This is a genomic window from Caulobacter sp. P4_E5, assembly GCF_056401555.1.
In genome coordinates this window covers 24,580-48,244 of the sequence record NZ_JBFUJD010000005.1, presented here as the reverse complement: position 1 = coordinate 48,244, position 23,665 = coordinate 24,580, and the positions used below count along the sequence as shown (strand labels likewise).

Genomic DNA, 23,665 nt, shown 5'->3' with positions numbered 1-23,665 from the left:
GAAAATGGAACCCAAAGCCGCTCTGTCGGCCCTTCAGACCGAATTTGCCGCTCCCACCGCGCTCCCTTCGCACGCCCCGGACCAGTCCGAGGGCGCGAACGTCGTTGTGGCTGAAGCTAAGCGCCGACCGGAGGCGCCCGTCGAGGATGGTCCGCAACCGTTCGACCTGCGCCTGGTGATCGAGCAGAACGAGGATACCGGCGAGTATATCTACAAGACCGTCGACCGCCGCACCGGCGAGACGCTCCAGCAGTTTCCTCGCGAGCAAGTTCTGAAGCTGCGCGAAGAGGCCAGCTACGCGTCCGGCGCCGTTTTCGACGGTCAGGCCTGAGCGCCAGGTCCTAGAGACGAAAGGCGAGGGTGCGACCGCGGGTCGCGGCCCTTAACGGATATGGTTTATATCCGTTAACCATAATCTTACCTTCTGACCCCAAATTCGACAGCGACCAGATCGCACGTCGAATCGCGCGCGATCGCAACCAACGGCAAAATAGCCGACCGGAGGCCGCGCATGACGCTGAGCGTCAACACGAACCAGCCCGCGCTGATCGCGCTGCAGAACCTGAACCGCACCAACGACGACATGCAGTCGGTGCAGACCCGCATCAATACGGGTCAGTCGATCTCGACCGCCAAGGATAACGCGGCCGTCTGGTCGATCGCCCAGGAGCAGCGCGCGGACATGAGCGCCCTCGGGGCGGTCAAGATGAGCCTGGACCGCGCGACCTCGATCGCCGACGTGGCCCTGGCCGCCGGCGAGTCGGCCTCCGACCTGCTGAAGCTGATGCGCGAGAAGGTGGTGGCCGCCAAGGACACCTCGCTGACCACGACCTCGCTGATTTCGCTGAACGCCGACTTCCAGGGGCTGCTGAAGAACCTCTCGCAGGTGATTTCCAGCGCGGTGTTCGACGGCGCCAACCTGCTGGACGGCAGCCAGCCCGCCGACATGAGCTTCCTGGCCGACGCCGACGCGGCTCAGGCCATCACGCTCAGCCTGCAGAACCTGTCGCTGGGCGGGACCATCAACACCCTGACCGCCACCGACGACATCCTGACGACGGCCAACGCCGCTGCGGTTCTGACCCGCCTCGACGCGTCGATGAGCGCCGTCAACCAGGCCGTTGGCAATATCGGCACTCAGGCCAAGCAGATCGACGCGCACAGCAGCTTCGTTTCGCGGCTGAGCGACGTTCTGGAAACTGGCGTGGGCAATCTGGTGGACGCCGACCTGGCCAAGGAAAGCGCGCGCCTGCAGGCCCTGCAGGTCAAGCAGCAGCTAGGCGCCCAGGCCTTGTCGATCGCCAACAGCGCTCCGCAGATCATCCTGTCGCTGTTCAAGGGCTCGTAAGTCTCGAACCCTGAGTAGGTCTAGGTCCCGACGCCCTGCCGGGCTAAGCTCCTGTCGGGCTTACAGGGGATTCGGCGGCGAGCATGATCGAGCTGCGCGACTTGCGGGACGAAGACGAGGCGGTCCTTTTTCGGTGGCGTTCCGAGCCCGAGGTCGACCGGTGGATGTCGGACGCCGACCTGCCTAGCCGCGAGGCTCACGCCGCCTGGTTCCAGGCGTTGCGAACCGATCCCGATATGCGCGGCTGGATGATCACCCGCAGCGAGGTCCCCATGGGTCTGCTGACCCTGACCGGGCTCAACAGCCATCACCGCCGCGCCAGCTGGAACTGGTTCCTGGGCTCGGCCGAGGCGCGGGGCAGGGGTGTCGGTCGCGCCGCCCAGGTGCTGGGCCTCGATCGCGCGTTCGGCGAGCTGGGCCTGCACAAGGTGTTCGCCGAGGTGATGGCTGACAACGACGCGGCGCTGAAAGCTCAATCTTCCGCCGGCTTCCGCCGCGAAGGCTATCTGCGCGGCCATGTGCTGAAGGACGGTCGCCCACGTGACGTGGTGCTGCTGGGGATCTTAGCCTCGGAGTGGCAATCGTTGCGCACCGCGGCGCGCAAGGCCCTGTCGGACGCCAACCTTATCGCGGCCTAAATCCAAACGTTAACGAGTCGTCAGCGATCCTCGGGCAAAGGTACGAGCGGGGGATTTCGCGTCCCGCTCAGGACAAGCCGTGATCAGTTTCGATTCCAGCATTCTGCTCAGCTACTATCAGGCCCGCGCGGGCGTGACGGGCGCTGGCGCGTCTGGAACCGCCCCCACGAGCTCGTCGAGATCGAAGGCCGTGGTGCCGACCGCGCCGTGGCTGAGCGGTTCCGCGCCGGAGCCCAGCGAACTGGTCCGCTCCGCCCTGAGCGGCCGCAAGTTCGTCGATGAGGGCGCCAGCGCCTCCGCCCTCAAGGGCGTCAGCCCCGACTATAAGAAGCTGTTCGCGACCTACCAGGCGCTGAACACCTTGTCGGCCCTGGCCGCGCGGGCCGGCGAGAAGAACGTCACCGACGGCGAGATCTCGCACCTGCAGACCGCCATGGCCAAGGGCCTCGGCGAGATCAGCAACTACGTCCAGAACCTGTCGCTGGACCAGATGCGCCTGACGACCGGCACTGTCATGACCAGCGACAAGAGCACCGTGGGCGTGCCCAAGGCCACCTACAGCTACACGACCGACAAGCTCTATAGCGGCCAGGTCGATGATGAGGTCCCCCAGTTTCAGGGCGCGGTCTCGTTCGACGTCGCCATCAAGAGCTTCGGCGCCACCAGCAACGTGACCATGGACCTGTCCGAGATGGGCTCGACGCCCCGGACCATGTCCAACGTCGTCAGCTACATGAACGGCAAGCTGAAGACGGCGGGGTTCAACACCAGCTTCTCGGTGCAGCGCACGACGGGTGAGGAGCGCACTGTCCAGGTCAATGGCAAGCCCGTGAAGCTGCCGGCCACCGGCGACGACTTCGCGCTCAAGGTCAACGGCGACTCCGTAGAGCAGCTGACCTTCAGCGCGCCCACCACGGCGCCGGCCGTCTACGTGACCACCAAGGCCGGCGACCCGGATCCCGACAAAGATACGACGACCGACGACGGCGTCTTCGAGACCACCCTCTCCAAGTACAGCGCCGCCGGGACGGGCGCCGGACCCGGGGCGGGCGCGCCGGGCGGCAAGGTCTTCAGCGAGACCCTGCAGGGCACGATCTCCAGCGTCCGCAAGTCGGTGACCGGCGCGGACGGCTCGATCTACATGCTGGCCGACGTCGATACGGCGGTGGAGGGCAAGACCGATATCAACGGCCAGGCCATCAAGGGCGAAAGCGATGTCGCGCTGCTGAAGTACGATAGCGCCGGCCACTTGCTGTACGCCCGCACCCTGGGCGCGACAGACCAGGCCAACGGCCTGTCCCTGGCCGTCGCCGACGACGGCAGCGTGGCCGTGGCCGGTTCGGTCAGCGGCCGCTTGGCGGGCGCGGTCAACGGCCCGATCAACAATGGCGACAGTTCGACGGTCAGCGACAGCTTCGTGACCCGCTACGACGCCAAGGGCGACGAGCAGTGGACGGTCCGCCGCGGCGGCTTGCAAGAGGACGAGGCCACCGCCCTGGCCTTCGGCTCGGACGGCGTCCTCTATGTCGGCGGGCGCAGCAAGTCGGACCTGCCGGGCGCGACAGGCGCGGACCCGTCTGGCGGCTGGGACGCCTATCTCTCGGCCTTCGCCACGGACGTCAACGGTCAGCCCAAGGCGCTGTTCACCCAGAAGTTCGGCACCGCCGAGAACGATTCCGTCTCCGGCATCGTCGTCAACGGTTCGCAGGTCATCGTCGGCTCCAAGGAGAATGGCGAAGCGATGCTGCGCAGCTTCGACGTCACGCCGTCGGTGGTGACCGAGAACGTCAACAAGCTGGATCAGTACGGCGCTTATCAGAGCGTGCCGGTCACCTACACCAAGACCGCTACCGTCACCGCCGGCGCGACGCGCGACCTCGGCTCGCTGAAGGGCGGCGAGATGATCGGCCTGAAGATCGACGGCGGTCAGCTCTATGTCGGCGGCTATACGGCCAACAACCTGATGTCGATCAATGGCGCGACGACCGCGCCATCGGGCGGCATGGACGCCTTCGTCGGCCGCATGTCGCTAGACATCAGCGACAACAATGCCGACACCCTGACCTATTACGGCGGCACCGGCGACGACACGGTCACCGGTTTCGACGTCTCGAACGGCACGGCTTGGCTGGTCGGCTCGGCCGGCGCGAACCTGGACGGCCAGACGACGGTCGGGACCAAGGACGGCTATGTCGCCCAGGTCAATGTGGGCACCGGCAATGTCGACTGGAGTCAACGCCTGACCGGCAAGGACGGCGTCGCCACCCCGACGTCGGTGGCGGTCTCCTCGTCCGGCGCGTCCAGCCTGGACGCCTTTGGCCTGCCCAGCGGCAAGATGGATTTCACCCAGTCCGATCGTATCGTCTCGGCCACCGCGGCGCGGGCTGGCGACACCTTCCAGATCCGCACGCGCGAGCGCGGGACGCTGACCACGATCAAGATCGACGCCAATGACACCCTCGAGACCCTGGCCGACAAGATCAAGCGGGCCTCGGGCTCCCGCGCCAAGGTCGAAGTCGCCAGCAACGGCAACAGCCGGGTGCTGAAGATCAGCCCGGCCTCGAACACCTCGACGATCGAGATCGTGGCGGGCAAGGGCGGCTCCGACGTCTTGACCTCGCTGGGCCTGGCCGGCGGCGTGGTGCGCGCCACCAAGACCGACGACGGCAAAACTGTTTCGGCCGATGGCAGCGGCCCGGTCTATGGCCTGAGCCTGCCGCCTGAACTGGACCTGACCACCGACGCGGGGCGCAAGAACGCCAGCATGGTCATCCAGCGCGCCATGTCCGCGGTTCGCACCGGCTATCGCGAGATCGCCGACACGGCGATGGGGATCAAGAGCGACAGCTCGACCGCCGGCAAGACCGGCGGCACGGTGCCGGCCTATCTGACGGCCCAGATTTCGAACTACCAGGCGGCGCTAAACCGTCTCACGGGCGGCGGATAACGGCTTTCTCCACCCCGTTGTGCTTGAAAGCGTCATCGACGCGTCGTAGCCAGGGGTCATGGACTTTCTGAAAGATCGACGGATCATCCTGGCTGGCGGCGGCGCGCTCGCCCTGCTGGCGGGCCTGGGCATCGCCGTGGCGCTGATGACGGGCCATGACAAGAAGCCGGATGAGGCCCCGCCCGCTTCGCGCGCCGGGCTGATTGTCGAGACCGGTCGCGACGACGACAGCAAGCTCGACCCCGCGCGGCCGCTGCGCTGCTTCGTAGGCGGAACCTTCGTCGGCGAGATCACCCTGGCCGAGTGCGCCAAGAAGAACGGCGTCGCCACCGGCGCGCTGGACGTGGGTGTCGACGAAACCGGGGCCCTGGCCGCGGCCGACCAGGCCGGCACGGTCCTGACGCCTTTGCCGCCGACCCCCACCGTGAGCGCGCCCGCCGCGACCACGCCGTCGAATCCGAGCGCGCCGTCGACGCCGGCCAGCGCCTCGGCCAACGCTCCGCTCGGCGCCTGCTGGCGCTACGCCGGCAACGAGTGGCGCCGCCTGCCGGGCGAGATCACGCTGAACGCCTGCGCCCAGCAGCTGTTCAATGGCCGCTGCGAGCGGACCGGCGGGGCGACCTATGGCCGTTGGGGCGAAGAGACGCTGCGCCTGGTGCCGGGTCGTGTCGAGATTTCGTCGGACAACCGCAGCTTCCACACCGCGTTCGATCAGGGGCCCAACTGCTCTGTTCCGAACGCCGGATAGGTTTATAAGTGTAATCCATGAAGAAGACCGTCCTCGCCGCCGCCGCTCTCGTCGCCTCGGGCCTCGCGCTCACGGCTTGCGAGAAGCAGATCAAGCCGCCGTTCGAGACGGGCGTCTGCTTCCACGTGGTGACCAACAAGGACGGCTCGCTGCGCTACAACCCGGTGGCGCGCAACGTGCCGCAGATGGAAGAGTGCGCGGCCACGCTGGAAGGCATGCGCATCCGCTTCGTCCGCATGGGGCAGTCCAACAACCGCAGCATGGTCGGCGCCTATCAGGGGTCCTTCATCTTCATCGAGAAGGAAGGCATCTATCTGGGCCAGACCTATGACGGGGCGCGCTTCATGTCACTGGTCCGCACGGGCGACGGCCGCCTCGCGGTGCCGGGCGCCATTCGCCAGGTTCCAGCCCAGTAGAGCTCGGGAAAGTGGGGTGGACGGAGGCTCCGTCCACAGCCGTCTTCGTCGTCCACAAGAACGTATTGAGAACAAAACTTGCGCCCGCTCGGCGCCTTCGTTAACGTCTCGCTCCAGATTCCGGCGCGAGGGTCGCCGGGCGAGAGCAAGGTCAAGCGATGGCGGGAAGCGTCAATAAGGTCATTCTGGTGGGCAATCTCGGGGCCGATCCCGAGATCCGCAGCCTGGGTTCGGGCGACCGAGTCGCCAATCTCCGCATCGCCACGTCCGAATCCTGGCGCGACCGCACCAGCGGCGAGCGCAAGGAGAAGACCGAATGGCACCGCGTGGTCATCTTCAACGACAACCTGGTGAAGGTGGCCGAGYAGTATCTGCGCAAGGGCTCGACGGTCTATATCGAGGGCGCGATCCAGACCCGCAAATGGACCGACAACACCGGCGTCGAGAAGTATTCGACCGAGATCGTGCTGCAGAAGTTCCGCGGCGAACTGACCATGCTGGGCGGCCGCGGCGATAGCGCCGGCGCGTCGGCCGGCGGCGGCGACGAATACGGCGGCGGCTATTCGGGCGGCGGTGGCGGTTCCAGCTTCGGCGGCGGCGGGGCTCAACGCAGCCAGCCTAGCGGTCCGCGCGAGAGCTTCTCGGCCGACCTGGACGACGAGATCCCGTTCTAGAGACCACGGAAAGTGGAAAGCCTTTGGCGGTCGTAGAGCCGACGGCGGCGCTCCACGGGGGCGAGCGGCGGGCGCACCGGAAACGGTCGCCCGCCGCTTTCGTTTAGGATTGTCGTCCCGGCCAACCCCTGGGCTTGACCCCCGGSGGGGAAGCGCGCAGAGCCGGGATCGCCGGAAGCACTGAGCTTGTTGCGGTCCCGGGTCTTCGCTGTGCTTCGCCCGGGACGACACGCCTAGAGCAGTGTCTTCGGCCACGCCCACCGATACCGCACCACCTCGACCTCGCGCCCGCCGGGAACCCGTTCGATGTAGCGCCCCACCTCGACGCCGCCCTTGCGCTGATAGAATCCCAGAGCCGCCGCGTTCGGCGCGTAGACCTCCAGGTTCAGCGGCGCGCCGTCGTGGTTCTCGACCAGCCATAGCGCGACGCCCGCCAGCAGGGCTGAGCCCAGGCCGCCACCCTTGCGCTCGGGCGCCACGTGCAGATTGTCGAGCAGGGCGTCGACTTCGGGCTTGAGGCGGAACGAGGCGTAGGCAAGACCAACCGGCGCGGCGGCGTCCATCGCCGCCAGAATCAGGTCGCTTGCGGGATCAAAGCGCTCGAACCGCTCGCGCCAGACGGTGCGCGAGGCGTCGAATAATTCGTCATCTAGGTAGGCGTCGCCGTAGAGGCCGCGATAGGCGACCTGGCGGCTGCGGGTGTGCAGGTCGGCGATCGCGTCCGCATCGTTTCGGGACGCGCCGAGTCGGACGAAAACGGGCTCCATGTTCGTCAGAGGAAGCGTTTCGCGCCGCGAAGACAAGTCGTCCCGATCGTCCGGTCGCGGCTCAAGTCGCGGCTTTCGCGCGCCCCTGGTCGAAACTTGGCCAAGCCTGCGGGGCGGACAACGTTGTCATTGGAATTATTTGCCGAATTCTCTTGTTATCGCTCGGAACGCGAACCGCCTGTGGACGCGTTCTTGGACGAAGTGCTAGTGAAACGCCCGGATATTGCACTGCGGGATCACGACAAAGCAGCGCTGTTCCAAGGCGAGACGACCCCCATCAGAGGGGCGCGGCCTTTTTCACTTATCGCAGGGTGAACACAAAGATGCCGGTTGATACGCTGACGAAGGCCCGCTGGGTTTATGCTTTCGGCGGAGGCGGCGCGGATGGCGACGCCTCTATGAAAAACCTCCTCGGAGGCAAGGGGGCCAATCTCGCGGAGATGTCGTCCCTGGGCCTGCCAGTGCCGCCAGGCTTTACAATCACCACCGAAGCCTGCGTCCACTACTACGCCAACGRCCGACAATACCCGGCCGAGCTGGCCGAGCAGGTGAAGGTCGGCCTGACCAAGGTCGAGGAGATCACCGGCAAGACGTTCGGTGACGTGGCCAACCCGCTGCTGGTTTCGGTGCGCTCGGGCGCCCGGGCCTCGATGCCGGGCATGATGGACACGGTGCTGAACCTGGGCCTCAACGACGAGACCGTCGAGGGCCTGGCCAAGCTGTCGGGCGACCGTCGCTTCGCCTATGACAGCTACCGCCGCTTCATCCAGATGTACTCGAACGTCGTGCTGAACCTCGAGCACCACATGTTCGAGGAGATCCTGGATGACCACAAGGATCGCCTGGACGTCCACGTCGACACCGGCCTCACGGCCGATGACTGGGCCGAGGTGATCAAGGACTACAAGGCCGCCGTGCGCGACCAGCTGGGCAAGCCCTTCCCGCAGGACGCCCAGGAGCAGCTGTGGGGCGCCGTCGGCGCCGTGTTCGCCAGCTGGATGAACGATCGGGCCAAGTTCTATCGCCGCATGCACGACATCCCCGAGAGCTGGGGCACGGCCGTGAACATCCAGTCGATGGTGTTCGGCAATATGGGCGAGACCTCGGCCACCGGCGTGGCCTTCACGCGCAACCCGTCGAACGGCGACAACCGCCTGTACGGCGAGTTCCTGATCAACGCCCAGGGCGAGGACGTGGTGGCGGGCATCCGCACGCCGCAGTCCCTGACCAAGGCCGCCCGCGAGGAGATGGGTGACGTCGCCCCCTCGATGGAAGAGGCGATGCCGGAAGTGTTCGCCCAGTTCAAATCCGTGGTCGAGACGCTGGAGCGTCACTACCGCGACATGCAGGACATCGAGTTCACGGTGGAGCAGGGCACGCTCTACATGCTGCAGACCCGCAACGGTAAGCGCACGGCCAAGGCGGCGCTGAAGATCGCGGTCGACATGGCGGCCGAGGGCGTGATCGACAAGGAAGAGGCCATCGGCCGTGTCGAGCCGGCCTCGCTGGACCAGCTGCTGCACCCGACCATCGATCCGACCGCCCATCGCGACGTGATCACCACGGGCCTGCCGGCCTCGCCCGGCGCGGCGACCGGCAAGATCGTCTTCGACAGCGACGCCGCCGAAAAGGCCGCCGCCAACGGCGAGGCCGTGATCCTGGTGCGCGAGGAGACGAGCCCCGAGGACATCCACGGCATGCACGCCGCTCGCGGCATCATCACCGCCCGCGGCGGCATGACCAGCCACGCCGCCGTGGTGGCGCGCGGCATGGGCCGAGCCTGCGTCTCGGGCGCCGGCGACGTGTCGATCTTCCCCAAGGAAGGCCTGTTCCGGGTCCGAGGCCGTGAGTTCAAGGCCGGCGAGATCATCACGATCGACGGCTCGACCGGCGAGATCCTGGCCGGCTCGCCCAAGATGATCGAGCCCGAGCTGACCGGCGACTTCGCCACCCTGATGGGCTGGGCCGACCAGGTCCGCCGCCTGAAGGTGCGGGCCAATGCCGAGACGCCGCTGGACGCCAAGACCGCCCGCCAGTTCGGCGCGGAAGGCATCGGTCTCTGCCGCACCGAGCACATGTTCTTCGACGACACCCGGATCGCCGCCGTGCGCGAGATGATCCTGGCCGACGACGAGCAAGGCCGCCGCGTCGCCCTGGCCAAGATCGCGCCGTTCCAGAAGGCCGACTTCGTCGAGCTGTTCACGATTATGGAAGGCCTGCCGGTCACGATCCGCCTGCTGGATCCGCCGCTGCACGAGTTCTTGCCGCACACCGAGGAAGACGTCGAAGCCGTGGCCCAGGCCACCGGCCTGGACGCCGCCAAGCTGCTGCGCCGGGCCAAGGAGCTGCACGAGACCAACCCGATGCTGGGCCATCGCGGCTGCCGCCTGGGCGTCTCATATCCCGAGATCTACGAGATGCAGGTTCGCGCCATCCTCGAGGCGGCGTGCGAGATCGCCAAGTCGGGCAAGGCCGCGCCGGTGCCGGAAATCATGCACCCGCTCGTCGCCAAGGGCGAGGAGATGAAGTACCTGCGCGACCTGACCGACCGCGTCGCCAAGGCGGTGCTGGAAGAGCAGGGCGTCGCGCTGACCTACACCGTCGGCACGATGATCGAGCTGCCCCGCGCGGCCTTGCGCGCCGCCGACCTGGCCGTCAACGCCGAGTTCTTCAGCTTCGGCACCAACGACCTGACCCAGACGACGTTCGGCATCAGCCGCGACGACGCCGGCAAGTTCCTGGGCGCCTATATCGAGAAGGGCATCTTCGAGAAGGACCCGTTCGTCAGCCTCGACCAGGAAGGCGTCGGCGACCTGATCCGCATCGCCGCCGAGCGTGGCCGCGCGGCGCGTCCGGACGTCAAGCTGGGCATCTGCGGCGAACACGGCGGCGACCCGGCCTCGATCAGCTTCTGCGAGAAGGTCGGCCTCGACTACGTGTCGTGCTCGCCCTACCGGGTGCCGATCGCCCGACTGGCGGCGGCGCAGGCGGCGCTTGCCAACAAAGGATAAGAGCCGAGCGATAGGCTTAGATCCAGTTCAAGGGCTCCAGGCTGGACAGTCTGGGGCCCTTTTCCTGTTCAAGCCTTCCTGACGCGCTGGTTTATCCAATTCCAAATTCTGGCTAGACCAATTTTCCGCGCGCGCTATATCCGGAAGCAGGACTTCTGGGAGGAAGCACGATGCTGGCGACTCTGGCCCTGATGGCGGGTTTGGCGGTCACGCCTGAACCGCTGACGCTTCCGACCGCGATCGACTTGGCCAAGGCCGCGATCGACGCCTGCGCGGCCCAAGGCGCGCACGTATCCGCCGCCGTGGTCGACGCCAAGGGTAATGCGCTGGTGGTGCTGCGCGACGAGCAAAGCCCCAAGCCGCCGATCGCCGCGCCGCGCAAGGCCAACGCCGCCGTGGTCTTTGACCAGCCTGGCAGCGTGATGGAGCCGCGCGAGAAGGCCGATCCGGCGTTCGCGGCCAAGATCGCCGCCGATCCCGACCACCTGAACGCCCATGGCGGGTCGCTGCCGCTGCACGTCGGCGCGACGCTGATCGGCGGTCTGGCGATCGCCGACACCAGCCACGAGACCGCCGACCAGTGCGCCCGCGCCGCCTTGGCCAAGTTCCCTCAATTTCACTGAGAAGAGCGTCCCCGATGATGAAGCGTCTCTGCCTCGCCGCCGTCTTGGCCCTTTCGCTAGGTGGCGCGCACGCCCAGGAGCATGGCCCCGCCAAGCCGTTGGATAAGCCCGACGCCGAGGGCCTGAAGCCGCGCGCGACCGTGGTGCTGGCTCCATACCGCTTCAACGACATCCTCTGGGAAAACGACCGCACAGCGCACCGGATCTACAGCCGCGACCTCGAGAAGGCCGAGCCGCCGTCGACCTCGGGCATCGACGCCTGGGGCAAGAGCGAACGCTGGCCCTATATGGATCGCCAGCTGAAGACCGGCGACCAGCACGCCAACCACGGCGAGGGCCTGGACTTCTACGACGTCGGCACGGGCCGTGGCGCGGGCGGGCTGGGCGTCTGGCACGACAACAAGCTGTGGACGTCGCGCAACTGGTCCAGCTGGAAGGTGATCAAGAATGGGCCGGATGTGGCCTCGTTCAGCGTCGACTACGCCCCCTGGCCGGTCGACGTGGATCGCAAGGTCTGGGAGACGCGAACCTTCACCCTGCCGCTGGGCACTAACTTCACGCGGATGGTCTCGACGATCAGCTCCGACAAGCCGGGCCCGCTAGTGGTCGGCATCGGCATCACCAAGCGCAAGCGGGCCAGCGGCTCGGGCGCGTTCAAGAAGGACCTGGCCCCCGGCCGGGTGACCTTCTGGGAACCGGCCGACCCGGAGAAGGGCTCGATGGCCATCGCCCTGATGGTCGATCCCAAGTCGGTCGTCGAGGTGCGCCAGGACTTCGACAACTACCTCGTTTTGATCAAGGTCGAGGCGGGCAAGCCGTTCGTCTATTACATGGGCGCGGCCTGGGATAAGGGCCTCGACTTCCACACGCCGGCCGAGTGGGACGCGTATGTGACGGGCGCCAAGGCGGATTTTGATCCGGCGCACTGAGGCTCCACCACAAACAGGTGTCATCCCGGAAGCCTCGCAGAGGCTGTCCGGGACCCAGGGGCCAAGCGCGGTGCGGCGGCCCCTGGGTCCCGGCTCTCCGCTTCGCTGCGGCCGGGATGACACACTGTTGTTGATCAACAATCGAAAAGCCGCCCCAAGGCCTGGAGGGAGGGCCTCGGGGCGGCTCGTGATCGTCCGCCTTGGGGGAGGGCGCGGACGGTCTTTTCTTGAACAAACCGGTGACGCCTAGGCGGCGTCGACCAGGACCAGCTCGGCGTCTTCCAGGGCGGTGACGGTGATGACGTCCTCATCCTTGATGGCCGCGCCGTCGCGGGTGTTCAGCGTCACGCCATTGACCTCGACCGAACCGGCGGCGGGGACCAGATAACCGCTACGGTCCTTGCCCAGAGCGTAGGTGGTCGTCTCGCCAGCCTTCAGCGTCGCGCCCAGAACCCGGGCGTCGGTGCGGATCGGCAGGGCGTCTGCGTCGTCGGAAAAGCCCGAAGCCAAGGTCACGAACTTCCCCGAGCGGTCGCCCTTGGGGAACGGCTTGGCGCCCCACGACGGCGCGCCGCCGAACGACTTGGGCTCGATCCAGATCTGGAAGATCCGGGTCGTTTCGGCCTCGAGGTTGTACTCGGCGTGCCGGATGCCCGAGCCCGCGCTCATCACCTGGACGTCGCCGGCCTCGGTGCGGCCCTTGTTGCCCAGGTTGTCCTGGTGGGTGATCGCGCCGTCGCGGACATAGGTGATGATCTCCATGTCGCTGTGCGGATGCGGCGGAAAGCCGGTGTTCGGGGCGATCTCGTCGTCGTTCCAGACCCGCAACGCCCCCCAGTTCATGTTGCTGGGGTCGTAGTAGCTGGCGAACGAGAAATGGTGCTTGGCCTTCAGCCAACCGTGGTCGGCGCCGCCAAGGCTATCGAACGGTCTGCGGTCGATCATGGCTCTAACCTTTCCAATCTCTCTGGGCCTTGGCCCGCTGGAGCGCCGCGTCGGCGCGTCCTGTTGAGGAGAAGATAGGGGATCCCTGGCGATCTGAAATGGAAACTGTTGAAACTCATCGTTTCCAAAACTACCATTTGCGAATGTCCAAACTGCCCGATCTCGAAGGCCTCGCCGTATTCGCCAAGGTGGTGGAGCTGCGCTCGTTCGCCGCCGCCGCCGATGAGCTGGCCATGTCCAAGGCCACCGTCTCCAAGGCCGTCACCCGGCTGGAGGCGCGGCTGGGCGCGCGGCTGTTCAACCGCACCTCGCGTCGCCTGGCCCTGACCGACGCCGGCCAGTCCCTGGTCGAGCGCGCCACCCGCGTCCTCGCCGAGGCCCAGGCCGCCGAGGAGGAGGCGTCCAGCCAGTCCTCGGCCCCGCGCGGCCTGGTGCGGATGGCCGTGCCGATGTCGCTGGGCATCGCCAGCCTGGCGCCGGTGCTGCCCGGCTTCTTCGAGGCCTATCCGGAGGTCTCCGTCGACTTGCACCTGTCGGACGCCACGATCGACCTGGTCGGCATGGGCTTCGACCTGGCCCTGCGCGTGGCGGCCCTGCCGGACAGCTCGCTGGTGGCCCGCCGCCTGCGGGCGGTGAAGCGCCACGTCGTGGCCTCGCCCGGCTATTGGGACCAGCAAGGACGGCCGACCCATCCGGCGGGCCTGGCCGAGCATCGCGGCCTGACCTATGGCCACCAATCGGCCCCCGAGACCTGGCGGTTTCAGAAGGGCGGCGAGGAGGCCTCCGTTCGACCCCGCTCGGTGATCCGCGCCAACAATGGCGACGTGCTCGTGCCCTCGCTGACCGCCGGGGTCGGGGTGGCGGTGCTGCCGGACTTCATCGTCGGCGCGGCCCTGGCCGACGGCCGGTTGGAGGAGATCCTGAGCGACTGGACCGCCGCGCCCATCGCCCTGCACCTGGTCATGCCGCCCGGCGGCCCGAGGCCGGCGCGGGTCGAGGCTCTGGCAGCCTATTTGGGAAAGGTGCTGGGAAGGCCGTCGTGACCACGCGGATACCCCATAGCCGTGTCATCCCGGCAGCCTCGTAGAGGCTGTCCGGGACCCAGGGGGTGCGTGAACGCCGTGCGCGCCGCCCCTGGGTCCCGGCTCTACGCTACGCTTCGGCCGGGATGACAAGAGGTTTGCGGTTTAATCGTGCGAACCTCGGAGAGGCGTCTGTTCAGGGCCTCGCCCGGCGGAACGTCAGGCTCTGGTCCGGGGGACCCGGCACGCCATCGACGTCCTGTTCGACGCGCAGCGTGTCGGGATCGGCCAGCCAGACCTTCATCGACTGCTTGCGGCCGGTCTTGTTGCTGGTCACGGCGGTGACGCCGTTCTGGCCGTCGCGTTTGACGCTGATCATCACGACCTGGGTGTTGACCACGGCCTTGGTTGGAGTTCCGTCCAGCGGCGCATCGGCGAACTGGATGGCGGCCAAGCCTTCGTCGTCCTCCTCGATCAAGGTCCAGGCCAGGCTCTTGCCGTCGTCCTTGGTGACGTCGATCTCGGCGGTCAGGGGCGCGGGACCGGTCAGAGCTTCGTTGAAGGTCGAAGCCTTGAGATCGATCGTCCAGCGTCCGGCCGCGCCCAAGGGGGCGTTCTGGGCCAGGGCAGGACTGGCGGCGGCCAGCAGGCCGGCCGCGATCAGGGCAAAAAGGGCGGTTCGGGTCATGGAGCGCCTCCTGGAAGCTCCGCGATAGAACGCCCGCGCGACCGCCGCCGTCTAGAAGGTTTCGGTGACTACAGGCTTTCGACCTGGGTGGGCGTGAAGGCGCCGACTTGCATCGGCGTCATCGCCGCAAGATTGGTCGTCGACAGCCAGTCCAGCTGGTTGACGGTCAGGCCTGGGATCTGGGCCGGCAGGATATAGCCGACCTGGGTCGTGGTCAGTCCGGCAATCACCGTGGTCGACAGCGAGCCGAGCTGGGTGGCGGTCAAGCCCTGGACCTGGGTGGCGCTGAGCTGACCGAACGCGGTCGACGACAGGCTGCGAACCTGGAACGCCGAAAGCCCCTTCAAGGCGGTAGACGCCAGCGAGGTCATCTGGGTCGTCGACAACGCGGCGAGGTTGGTCACCGAGAGCGCGCCCAGCTGCGACGCCGAGAGTGTGGCGACCTGGGTCGTCGAGACCTCGCCGATGTCCGTGGAGGTGAGGCCGCCCAGCTGAGTGGCGGTCAGGCCGGCGAACTGGGTGGTCGTCAGGCCTTGGAAGGCAGTGGTGTCCAGCCCGCTCAGATTGGCCGTGGACAGGCCGCCCATCTGGGTCGCGGTCAGGCCCTGGAACTGCGTGGCCGACAGCTCCGCGAAGTCCGTTGTCGACAGGCCGCCGATCTGCGTCGCCGTCAGGGCGGCGAATTGGGTGGTGGTCAGGGCCGCGACCTGAGTCTGGCTGAGGGCGCTGATATTGGTCGACGACAGCGCGGCCATCTGGGTGGAGGTGAAGCCGGCCACCTGGGTGGTGGTCAATTCGGAAAAGTCGGTGGCGCTCAGCGAGCGGATCTGGGTGACGGTCAGGCCCGCCACCTGAGTCGAGCTCAGATTGGCGACCTGGGTGGCCGAGAGGCCGCCGACGCCGCCCCCGCTGAGGCCCGCTAGCTGCGTGGCCGACAGGGCCGCCACCTGGGTGTTCGACAAGGCCGCCGTCTGGGTGACCGACAGGCCGCCCAGCTGCGCCGCCGACAGCTGATTCAAGTTGGTGGCGAGGTCCGTCAGCTGCGTCGTGGACAACGAACCGACCTGGGTGGCGGTCAGGCCCTTGAGCTGGGTGGTGCTGAGCGCGGCGAACTGCTGGCTGTCCATGGCCGGGATCAGGGTGGCGGGCACGGCGGCGACCTGGGCGGCGGAGAGCGCCTGCAGCTGGTCGGGCGCCATCTCGCCAAGATCTTCAAGCCGCATGGCGCCGATCTGGGTCGTGGTCAGGTTCTTCAGCTGGCTGGCGTCCAGAGCGCTGATCTGGGTGGCGTCCAAGCCGATGAAGTGGGTCGCGTCCAGCGCGCCGACCTGGGTGGCGCTCAGCACCTCCATCCGGCTGGTGTCCAGCTTGGCCAGCTGCGTCGAGGTCAGGGCGTTCAGCTGGTTGCCGCTGAAGGCGGCCAGTTGGTCGGTGTCGAAGATCAGGTTCGGGGAGAAGGCCGGGATCTGGGTGGTCGTCAGCCCCTTCACCTGGGTCGCGGACAGGGCCGAGACCTGGGTGGCGCTGAGCCCGGCCAGCGCCGTGTTCGACAGCGCGCCGACCTGGGTGCTGGCCAGGGTCTCCAGCTTGGTCGTCGAGAGATTGGTGATCGTCGTCGCCGACAGGTTGGAGATCTGCGCGGCGGAGAGGTACGAAATCGGCACTGGACTCGTTGCTCCCGAAGGTCGCCTCGCGAATCTTACGCGTTAACCATAGACGATGGCGGAGAGCGCGGCCATGCGACCGAAAGGTCCGTGGCGGAGCTCTCCAGGCTCACTGCATCATGGCGATGAGTCCGATAAGGACTCCGCAACAGACGCGGTAAACCTAGGGCTAAGCTTGTGGGGCGCGCATGGTCCACAGATCAAGGTCGCTCTCGCGTCCGATCAGCGCCAGGCCCGAGGCGATGGACTCGAACTCGCCGCCGCTCTCGATCTTTTCCGCCCCGAACCGGCGCAGGAAGATGTCGCGCACCGCCGGCACGAACGAACTGCCGCCGGTCAGGAATACACGGTCGACGCCGGCTTCGGTGAGGTTGGCGCGGTCCAGGGCCTCGCCGACGGCGGTCTCGATGGCGGCCAGTTCCGGGGCGATCCAGCCCTCGAAGTCCGAGCGCGCGACGTGCTTTTCGATCTCGACCGAGCCGGCCTCGAACCGGAACGTCGCCTCGGTCTGGCTGGACAGCGCCTCCTTCAGCGCCGAGACGGACTTGTAGAGGGCGTAGCCGTGGTTGCCGTCCAGCACCTCGATCAGGGCCGCGATCTTGTCCGGCTCGACGGCCGTGCGCTCCAGGGCCCGGATGTCGCGCATGTCCTTGGACGCGCGCAGCAGGGCCAGCTGGTCCCAGCGGGCGAAGGCGGCGTAGTAGCGCTGGGGGATCGGCAGATTGTTGGAGAACGACCGGTAGTCCGAGCCCTTGCCCAGCTCCGGCGAGACCAGCTGGTCGATGATCCGGTAGTCGAACGCGTCCCCGGCCACCCCGACACCCGAACGCGACAGCGGCGTCGAGCGCAGTGTCCCGTCGGCGGCGCGCTCGAACCGGACCAGCGAGAAGTCGCTGGTGCCGCCGCCGAAGTCGGCGACCAGCACGGTAGCGTCCTGTTTCAGCTGGCGGGCGAAGAAAAAGGCCGCGCCCACGGGCTCGTAGGCGTAGCGGATGTCCGAAAAGCCCAAGCGCTTGAAGGCTTCCTCGTAACGGGCCAGAGCCAGGGCCTCGTTCGGCGAGGACCCGGCGAAGGTCACTGGCCGGCCGACCACGACGCGCGGGGGCAGGGCGGAGAGCTGCTCGCCGGCGTGATCGCGCAGCCGCAGCAGGAAGGCGGCCAGCAGGTCCTCGAACAGGTAGCGCTTATCGAGGATGCGGGTTTCGGTGAAGGCCGCCGAGGCCGCGAAGGTCTTGAACGACTGGATGAACCGCGTTTCCAGCGGCTCTTCCAGATAGGCCTCGATCGCCCACGGGCCGGCCTCGACCACCCGTTCCTGCGCCTGGCCCGGCGCGCCTTGGATGGCGTGAAAGCTGAGCGCCGAGCGGAACGCGAACAGGTCACGGTTGTCGATCGAGAAGCGCACCAGATGCGCGTGGTCGTCGCCCCGCGTCAGGGAGATGACGGTGTTGGTGGTGCCGAAGTCGACGCCAATGGTCGGCGCGCCAAAAACCGGCGGGGAAGAGGCGGCCGTCATGAGATGGCTCGATGATCTGTCGGGCGGGAGGGGCGTGCGTCGTAACGTCTCCCTGAAGAACGTCAAGCGACATGACCAGTTTAAGCCGTCATTTACGGTCGGCGCCGGAATCCTTCCGCGCAATGAGCCGAGTTGGACGCGATTCGTCTGACACCGGTTCCCTTGCGCTCGAGTAGTGGCGTGTTGAGGACTTGGGGAAACGCAGTGAAGCTCGACGATCTGAAGATTTCTTCGAAGGTTCTGCTGCCCGCCGTCGTCCTGGCCGTCGCCACGGTGGCCTGCGCGGGCCTTGGCGTCTGGCAACAGAAACGCGCCGACGCCGCGACCGAGCAGCTGGTGGCCCACCGATCGCCCGCCGAGGTTCAATCCGCCCGCTTCCTGCGCCGCATCAGCATGATGGGCTACGCCGCCCACCGCACCGTGACCTATGACGGCGCCTCGGAGCAGGCCGCCGCCGCGTCCAAGGAACTCGACAAGGTCTATGGCGAGGGCAAGCAAAGCCTCGACAAGATCGCCGCCGCCGACCCGGCCACCGCCGATTACACCGCCCAGATGAAGGGCAAGCTGGACTCGGCCTATGCCGAGGCGCGTTCGGCCGCCGATCTGGCTCTAAGCAACGACGACGCCGGCGCCATGGTCGTGCTGGCTCGCGTCGATCCGGCCATCGACGGCATGGCCAAACAGGGCAAGGCCTGGGGCGACGGCTACAACAAGCAGACGGCGGCCATGGTCGCCAGCGCCAGCAAGTCGGCTGCGTCCGGCTCGTGGCTGACCCTGCTGTTCGGGCTGGGCGCGGCCGCCTGCGGCATGGGCTTCGCGCTCTATATCGGCTCGTACAAGATCTCGCGCCCGGTGCGCGCCCTCTCCAGGAGCATGACCAGCCTGGTCGACGGCCAGCTGGATGTCGAGGTGGTCGGCGCGGCCCGCAAGGACGAGGTCGGGCTGATGGCCCGCGCCGTCCAGGTGTTCAAGGACAACGCCGTGGCCCTGCGCGCCTCCGAGGCCGAGCAGGCGCGCGTCAGCGCCGCCAGCGACAGCGAACGCGCCCGCAACGAGGCCGTCTCGTCGGCCGCCGCCCGCGATCAGGCCTTCGTCATGGAGCGCCTGGCTGACGCCCTGTCGCGGCTGTCGAACGGCGATCTGACCGTCAGGATCAGCGACACCTTCCCCAAGGGCTATGAGGCCATCCGCGACGACTTCAACGGCGCCATCGCCCAATTGGATGAGGCCATGAGCGGCATCGTGGGCGTGGTCGGGACCGTAGGCTCCAGCGCCGACGAGATCGCCGCCGCCGCCGACAACACCGCCCGCCGCAGCGAGCAGCAGGCCGCCAGCCTGGAAGAAACCGCCGCGGCCCTCGACGAGATCACCGCCACCGTCCGCCGCGCCTCGCAGGGCGCCGGCGAGGCCAGCCGCGTCGTCACCTCCACCCGCGCGGACGCCGAGCGTTCCGGCCAGGTGGTGCGCGGCGCCGTCGCGGCCATGAACGGCATCGAGAAATCCTCGGCCCAGATCGGCAATATCGTCGGCGTGATCGACGAGATCGCCTTCCAGACCAACTTGTTGGCCCTGAACGCCGGCGTCGAGGCCGCCCGCGCGGGCGATAGCGGCCGCGGCTTCGCGGTCGTCGCCCAGGAAGTGCGGGCCCTGGCCCAGCGCTCGGCCGACGCGGCCAAGGAGATCAAGAGCCTGATCCACGCCTCCACCGCCCAGGTCGACGAAGGCGTGCGCCTGGTCGGCCAGACCGGCGAGGCCCTGGACGGCATCGTGCTGAAGGTCGGCGAGATCGACGCCCTGGTGTCGGAGCTGGCGGCCTCGGCCAAGGAGCAGGCCACGGGCCTCAACGAGGTCAACGCCGCCGTCAACCAGATGGACCAGGGCGTGCAGCAGAACGCCGCCATGGTCGAGCAGGCCACGGCCGTCAGCCACGCCCTGAAGAACGACATCGGCGGCCTGGTCCGCATGATCGGCCGCTTCGAGGTCAGCCAGAAGGCGGCTCCTCAGCGCCAGCAGGTCGCCTCGCGGCCGGGCTATCGGCGCGCGGGCTGATTGACTTGCCGCCTCGCCTCCGGTCGAAGGGACCGAGGTTGAGGTAGGTGGTCTTGGAAACTTTCGATGTCCTGGTGATCGGCGCGGGCGCGGCCGGCATGATGTGCGCCATCGAGGCCGGCAAGCGCGGCCGCTCGGTCTTGATCATCGACCACGCCAAGGCGCCGGGCGAGAAGATCCGCATCAGCGGCGGCGGCCGCTGCAACTTCACCAACACCGGCGCGACGATCCATAATTTCCTGTCGGCGAACCCGAAGTTCGCCCTGTCGGCCCTGCGCCGCTACCGGCCTCGGGACTTCATCGCCTTGGTTGAGCGGTACGGCATCGCCTACCATGAAAAAACCCTGGGCCAGCTGTTCTGCGACGGCTCGGCCAAGCAGATCATCGACATGCTGCTGACCGAGATGAAGGCCGCCCGCGCGGTCCTGCGTCTCGAGACGAGCTTCCAGGACGTGACCAAGACCGAGTCCGGCTTCGAGGTGACGCTGTCGTCCGGCAAGGTCGCCTGCGCCTCGCTGGTGGTGGCCTGCGGCGGCAAGTCGATCCCGAAGATGGGCGCGACGGGGCTGGGCTACGAGATCGCCAAGGAGTTCGGGATCGGTCTTGTCGAGACCCGGCCGGCGCTCGTGCCCCTGACCTTCGAGGCCGGCATGCTGGCGCGGCTGACGCCGCTGTCGGGCGTGGCGCTGGACGCCGTGGTCGTCCACGGCAAGACCAAGTTCCGCGAAGGGATGCTGTTCACCCACCGGGGCCTGTCGGGGCCCTCGATCCTGCAGATCTCGTCCTACTGGCGCGAAGGCGACGAGATCCGGGTCGACATGGCCCCCGGCGTCGACGCCCTGGCGGCGCTGAAGGCGGCCCGCACGGCCTCGCCGCGCCAGGCGGTCGCGACCGTGCTTTCGACCCTGCTGCCCAAGCGCGTGGCCCAGCTGATCGCCGACGACGAAGAGGGGGCGAAAGGCAATATCGCCGACTGTTCGGACAAGGTGCTGGGCCGGCTGGCGGCGGCGGTCAACGCCTGGACCTTCAAGCCGGTGGGCTCGGAAGGCTATCGCACGGCGGAAGTGACGCTGGGCGGCGTCGATACGGATGAGCTCGACTCGCGCACCCTGGAGACCAAGTCCGTGCCAGGGCTCTATTTCATCGGCGAGGTCGTCGACGTCACCGGCTGGCTGGGCGGCTATAACTTCCAGTGGGCCTGGGCGTCGGGCTGGAGCGCGGGCCAGGCGGTCTAGGTTTACTTGCCCCCTCCGGGCCTTCGGCCCTCCTCCCCCAGAGGGGGAAGAAGGACGCGCACCTTCCGCCCCCTCCCGGGGGCGGACGACCGCGAAGCGGTCAGGTGGGGGCAAGTGATCGCCTAGCTACTTCTTCTTGAACGGCTTGCCGGCCGGCTTGGCGTCAAAGCTCTTGGCTTTGAAGGGCTTGGGGCCCTTGAACGGCTTGGCCGCGCCGCCGTCGTCGCGCTTGCCCGCATAGGGCTTCGAGTAAGGCTTCGGGCCTGCGGCGTTGTCGCTGAAAGCCTTCTTGAAGGGCTTCTTCGGACCGTCGCCGTCGGTGCGCGGGGCGCGCGGCTTGAACTCACGCGGAGCCTCGGCGCCGGCTTCCGCGCGCGGCTTGTAGGCGCGCTTGGGGCTGTCGGAATCCTGCGGCGAGTACGGACGCGGGGCCTCGTCAYGCGGGGCGCGCGGCTTGAAGTCACGCGGCGCGGCGTTGTCGCGCGGCTTGAACTCGCGGGGCTTGTAGTCGCCCTTGGGCTCTTCGCCACGGCCATACGGTTTGGCGTTGCTGACGCCGTCGTCGCCATAGCTGGACGGGCGCGGCGTGTGATCGCGCGAGCCCGGAGCGTTGGCGCGCGGGCCGCGCGGCGCTTCATCACGCGGCGGCCGCGGCTTGAACTCGCGCGGCGCATCATTATCGCGCGGCGGACGCGGCGCATATTCGCGGCGCGGACCCGCCTCGCGCGCGGCCGGAGCCGCCGTCGGCGTGATCGTGACGTCCTCGCGCACCGTCTGCTGGACCGCCGCGCCGAACTTCACGGCCGCCTCGGCCGAGATTTCGAACTTGGTGTCGTAGTCGAAGATCCGGATCGACCCGATGTCCTTCTTGGTGACGTGGCCCAGGCGGCAGATCAGCGGGATCAGCCACTTGGGGTCGGCGTTGTTGCGGCGGCCGGTATTGAGGCGGAACCACTCCGAGCCATCCATGCTGACGCGCTCGGGGCGGTCACCGAAATCGCGCTCGCCGCCGAACTCGCGGGGCTCGCGGGGTTCACGCGAGCGCGGGCCGGGATCGGCGCCGTGGCGCGGGTCGTCATAGATCTCTTCCGGGGCCGGCAGCTTGGCGCGGCGGGTGCGGATCAGGGCGGCGGCAATTTCCAGCGGCGTGCGCTTGGCCAACATCGCCTCGGCCAGGGCGGTGTCTTCTTCGAGCGCGGGCTCGTTGAAGATCGGATCGTCCAGCAGCCGCTCGGTGTCCTTGAGTCGGATTTCGTCGGCGGTCGGGGCGCCGCCCCACTGGCCTTCGACACCGGCGGCCATCAGCAGCTGCTCGGCCTTGCGGCGACGGGTGTAGGGGACGACCAGGGCCGAGACACCCTTCTTGCCGGCCCGGCCGGTGCGGCCCGAACGGTGCAGCAGGGTCGCCTTGTTGACCGGCAGTTCAGCGTGGATGACCAGGCCCAGGTCGGGCAGGTCGAGGCCGCGCGCGGCGACGTCGGTGGCGACGCAGACGCGGGCGTGGCCGTCGCGCAGCGCCTGCAGGGCGTCGGCGCGTTCGCGTTGCGAGAGCTCGCCCGACAGGCCGACGACGTCGAAGCCGCGCTCGCGCAGCTTGCTGTGCATGGCGCGGACGCTTTCGCGGGTGTTGCAGAACACCAGGGCGCCGGGGCTTTCGAAATAACGCAACAGGTTGACGATCGCGTGCTCGATCTCGTTCGGCGCGACGCGCACGGCGCGGTACTCGATGTCGCGGTGCGGCTCGTTGCGGCCGATCGTGTCGATGCGGATGGCGTCGTTCTGATAGCTCTTGGCCAGCTGCACGATGTCGCGCGCCAGGGTGGCCGAGAACAGCAGGGTGCGACGTTCGGCCGGGGCGGCGTCGAGAATGAACTCCAGGTCCTCGCGGAAGCCCATGTCGAGCATCTCGTCGGCCTCGTCGAGGACGGCGACCTTCAACTCGGACAGGTCCAGGTGGCCGCGCTCGATGTGGTCGCGCAGGCGGCCCGGGGTGCCGACGACGATGTGGGCGCCGTAGTTCAGAGCGCGCTGCTCACGACGAGCATCCATGCCGCCGACGCAGTTGACGACCACGGCCATGGCCTGGGCGTACAGCCAGGTCAGCTCGCGATTGACCTGGATGGCCAGTTCGCGGGTCGGGGCGATAACCAGGCACAGCGGCGCGGCGGCGCGGCCGAAGATCTCTTCGTCACCCAGCAGGGTGGTGGCGGCGGCCAGGCCGAAAGCCACGGTCTTGCCCGAGCCGGTCTGGGCGCTGACCAGCAGGTCGCGGCCTTCGGCGTCGGCTTCCAGCACGGCGGCCTGGACGGGGGTGGGCTCGAGGTAGCCTTGAGCGGCGAGAGCCCGCTCGAGAGCGGGGTGGGAGGCGGGGAAGGGCATCTGGGTCCAGTTCATTTGCGGCCGCACACACAAACGCGCGGCTCGCGCCAATGACCAAATCGGGCC

19 protein-coding genes are annotated in these 23,665 nt (G+C 67.8%); 13 read left to right on the top strand and 6 right to left on the bottom strand.

Features of this window, described 5'->3' with window-relative positions:
* Nucleotides 1–4 precede the first annotated feature (4 nt).
* The 7 genes from AC1DSO_RS02660 (at nt 5) to ssb (ending at nt 6,771) form a co-directional block, all read left to right on the top strand.
* Nucleotides 5–331: a flagellar protein FlaG gene (locus tag AC1DSO_RS02660; RefSeq protein ID WP_477067359.1), complete on the top strand. Its 327-nt coding sequence runs from the start codon at nt 5–7 to the stop codon at nt 329–331.
* Nucleotides 332–511: 180 nt separating this feature from the next.
* Nucleotides 512–1,348, top strand: a complete 837-nt coding sequence (locus tag AC1DSO_RS02655) for a flagellin N-terminal helical domain-containing protein (protein WP_477067358.1) — start codon at nt 512–514, stop codon at nt 1,346–1,348.
* Between the two features lie 83 nt (nt 1,349–1,431).
* Complete coding sequence (pseH, locus tag AC1DSO_RS02650) at nt 1,432–1,986, top strand: UDP-4-amino-4,6-dideoxy-N-acetyl-beta-L-altrosamine N-acetyltransferase (protein WP_477067357.1); 555 nt, start codon at nt 1,432–1,434, stop codon at nt 1,984–1,986.
* A 79-nt stretch (nt 1,987–2,065) separates the two neighbouring features.
* Nucleotides 2,066–4,933 carry a hypothetical protein gene (locus AC1DSO_RS02645; RefSeq protein ID WP_477067356.1) on the top strand — a complete coding sequence of 956 codons (2,868 nt, stop codon included), beginning with the start codon at nt 2,066–2,068 and terminating at the stop codon, nt 4,931–4,933.
* Nucleotides 4,934–4,991: 58 nt separating this feature from the next.
* Nucleotides 4,992–5,681, top strand: coding sequence for a hypothetical protein (locus AC1DSO_RS02640; RefSeq protein ID WP_477067355.1), 690 nt, complete (start codon nt 4,992–4,994; stop codon nt 5,679–5,681).
* Nucleotides 5,682–5,698: 17 nt separating this feature from the next.
* Nucleotides 5,699–6,097 (top strand): hypothetical protein, encoded by a 399-nt coding sequence (locus AC1DSO_RS02635; RefSeq protein ID WP_477067354.1) that lies wholly within the window; start codon nt 5,699–5,701, stop codon nt 6,095–6,097.
* A 158-nt stretch (nt 6,098–6,255) separates the two neighbouring features.
* Nucleotides 6,256–6,771: a single-stranded DNA-binding protein gene (gene ssb, locus AC1DSO_RS02630; protein ID WP_477067353.1), complete on the top strand. Its 516-nt coding sequence runs from the start codon at nt 6,256–6,258 to the stop codon at nt 6,769–6,771.
* A gap of 233 nt (nt 6,772–7,004) precedes the next feature.
* On the opposite strand, the gene AC1DSO_RS02625 is transcribed toward ssb, so the two are convergent.
* The gene (locus tag AC1DSO_RS02625) at nt 7,005–7,538 is read right to left on the bottom strand and encodes a GNAT family N-acetyltransferase (protein WP_477067352.1); all 534 of its coding nucleotides are present in this window, start codon (nt 7,536–7,538) and stop codon (nt 7,005–7,007) included.
* Nucleotides 7,539–7,861: 323 nt separating this feature from the next.
* Between AC1DSO_RS02625 and ppdK the strand changes: the two genes are divergently transcribed.
* The 3 genes from ppdK to AC1DSO_RS02610 all read left to right on the top strand — a co-directional run bounded on the left by ppdK (nt 7,862) and on the right by AC1DSO_RS02610 (nt 12,101).
* Nucleotides 7,862–10,549, top strand: coding sequence for a pyruvate, phosphate dikinase (gene ppdK, locus AC1DSO_RS02620; protein ID WP_477067351.1), 2,688 nt, complete (start codon nt 7,862–7,864; stop codon nt 10,547–10,549).
* A gap of 170 nt (nt 10,550–10,719) precedes the next feature.
* Nucleotides 10,720–11,172 carry a heme-binding protein gene (locus AC1DSO_RS02615; RefSeq protein WP_477067350.1) on the top strand — a complete coding sequence of 151 codons (453 nt, stop codon included), beginning with the start codon at nt 10,720–10,722 and terminating at the stop codon, nt 11,170–11,172.
* Between the two features lie 14 nt (nt 11,173–11,186).
* Nucleotides 11,187–12,101, top strand: coding sequence for a DUF4861 family protein (locus AC1DSO_RS02610; protein WP_477067349.1), 915 nt, complete (start codon nt 11,187–11,189; stop codon nt 12,099–12,101).
* Between the two features lie 246 nt (nt 12,102–12,347).
* Here AC1DSO_RS02610 and AC1DSO_RS02605 read toward each other — a convergent pair whose 3' ends face one another.
* Nucleotides 12,348–13,046: a pirin family protein gene (locus AC1DSO_RS02605; protein WP_477067348.1), complete on the bottom strand. Its 699-nt coding sequence runs from the start codon at nt 13,044–13,046 to the stop codon at nt 12,348–12,350.
* A 143-nt stretch (nt 13,047–13,189) separates the two neighbouring features.
* Here AC1DSO_RS02605 and AC1DSO_RS02600 point away from each other — a divergent pair, with 143 nt between their 5' ends.
* Complete coding sequence (locus AC1DSO_RS02600; RefSeq protein WP_477067347.1) at nt 13,190–14,089, top strand: LysR family transcriptional regulator; 900 nt, start codon at nt 13,190–13,192, stop codon at nt 14,087–14,089.
* A gap of 175 nt (nt 14,090–14,264) precedes the next feature.
* On the opposite strand, the gene AC1DSO_RS02595 is transcribed toward AC1DSO_RS02600, so the two are convergent.
* The 3 genes from AC1DSO_RS02595 to AC1DSO_RS02585 form a co-directional block, all read right to left on the bottom strand.
* Nucleotides 14,265–14,756 (bottom strand): hypothetical protein, encoded by a 492-nt coding sequence (locus tag AC1DSO_RS02595; protein ID WP_477067346.1) that lies wholly within the window; start codon nt 14,754–14,756, stop codon nt 14,265–14,267.
* 68 nt (nt 14,757–14,824) lie between these two features.
* Nucleotides 14,825–16,420, bottom strand: a complete 1,596-nt coding sequence (locus AC1DSO_RS02590) for an ice nucleation protein (protein ID WP_477067345.1) — start codon at nt 16,418–16,420, stop codon at nt 14,825–14,827.
* A gap of 169 nt (nt 16,421–16,589) precedes the next feature.
* Nucleotides 16,590–17,936 carry an Hsp70 family protein gene (locus AC1DSO_RS02585; RefSeq protein WP_477067344.1) on the bottom strand — a complete coding sequence of 449 codons (1,347 nt, stop codon included), beginning with the start codon at nt 17,934–17,936 and terminating at the stop codon, nt 16,590–16,592.
* Nucleotides 17,937–18,140: 204 nt separating this feature from the next.
* On the opposite strand from AC1DSO_RS02585, the gene AC1DSO_RS02580 reads away from it, so the two are divergent.
* Together AC1DSO_RS02580 and AC1DSO_RS02575 are read left to right on the top strand one after the other, a co-directional pair.
* Nucleotides 18,141–19,985, top strand: a complete 1,845-nt coding sequence (locus tag AC1DSO_RS02580; RefSeq protein ID WP_477067343.1) for a methyl-accepting chemotaxis protein — start codon at nt 18,141–18,143, stop codon at nt 19,983–19,985.
* 53 nt (nt 19,986–20,038) lie between these two features.
* Nucleotides 20,039–21,220 (top strand): BaiN/RdsA family NAD(P)/FAD-dependent oxidoreductase, encoded by a 1,182-nt coding sequence (locus AC1DSO_RS02575; RefSeq protein ID WP_477067342.1) that lies wholly within the window; start codon nt 20,039–20,041, stop codon nt 21,218–21,220.
* A 126-nt stretch (nt 21,221–21,346) separates the two neighbouring features.
* On the opposite strand, the gene AC1DSO_RS02570 is transcribed toward AC1DSO_RS02575, so the two are convergent.
* Nucleotides 21,347–23,599, bottom strand: coding sequence for a DEAD/DEAH box helicase (locus AC1DSO_RS02570; RefSeq protein WP_477067429.1), 2,253 nt, complete (start codon nt 23,597–23,599; stop codon nt 21,347–21,349).
* Nucleotides 23,600–23,665: the final 66 nt, after the last annotated feature.

Excerpts from the sequence above, each read along its gene's own strand:
- AC1DSO_RS02640 (WP_477067355.1), top strand. The coding sequence starts at position 4,992 with ATGGACTTTCTGAAAGATCGACGGATCATCCTGGCTGGCGGCGGCGCG.
- AC1DSO_RS02625 (WP_477067352.1), bottom strand. The coding sequence starts at position 7,538 with ATGGAGCCCGTTTTCGTCCGACTCGGCGCGTCCCGAAACGATGCGGAC.
- AC1DSO_RS02585 (WP_477067344.1), bottom strand. The coding sequence starts at position 17,936 with ATGACGGCCGCCTCTTCCCCGCCGGTTTTTGGCGCGCCGACCATTGGC.
- AC1DSO_RS02610 (WP_477067349.1), top strand. The coding sequence starts at position 11,187 with ATGATGAAGCGTCTCTGCCTCGCCGCCGTCTTGGCCCTTTCGCTAGGT.
- AC1DSO_RS02655 (WP_477067358.1), top strand. The coding sequence starts at position 512 with ATGACGCTGAGCGTCAACACGAACCAGCCCGCGCTGATCGCGCTGCAG.
- AC1DSO_RS02605 (WP_477067348.1), bottom strand. The coding sequence starts at position 13,046 with ATGATCGACCGCAGACCGTTCGATAGCCTTGGCGGCGCCGACCACGGT.
- pseH (WP_477067357.1), top strand. The coding sequence starts at position 1,432 with ATGATCGAGCTGCGCGACTTGCGGGACGAAGACGAGGCGGTCCTTTTT.
- AC1DSO_RS02600 (WP_477067347.1), top strand. The coding sequence starts at position 13,190 with ATGTCCAAACTGCCCGATCTCGAAGGCCTCGCCGTATTCGCCAAGGTG.
- AC1DSO_RS02595 (WP_477067346.1), bottom strand. The coding sequence starts at position 14,756 with ATGACCCGAACCGCCCTTTTTGCCCTGATCGCGGCCGGCCTGCTGGCC.
- AC1DSO_RS02660 (WP_477067359.1), top strand. The coding sequence starts at position 5 with ATGGAACCCAAAGCCGCTCTGTCGGCCCTTCAGACCGAATTTGCCGCT.
- AC1DSO_RS02615 (WP_477067350.1), top strand. The coding sequence starts at position 10,720 with ATGCTGGCGACTCTGGCCCTGATGGCGGGTTTGGCGGTCACGCCTGAA.
- AC1DSO_RS02635 (WP_477067354.1), top strand. The coding sequence starts at position 5,699 with ATGAAGAAGACCGTCCTCGCCGCCGCCGCTCTCGTCGCCTCGGGCCTC.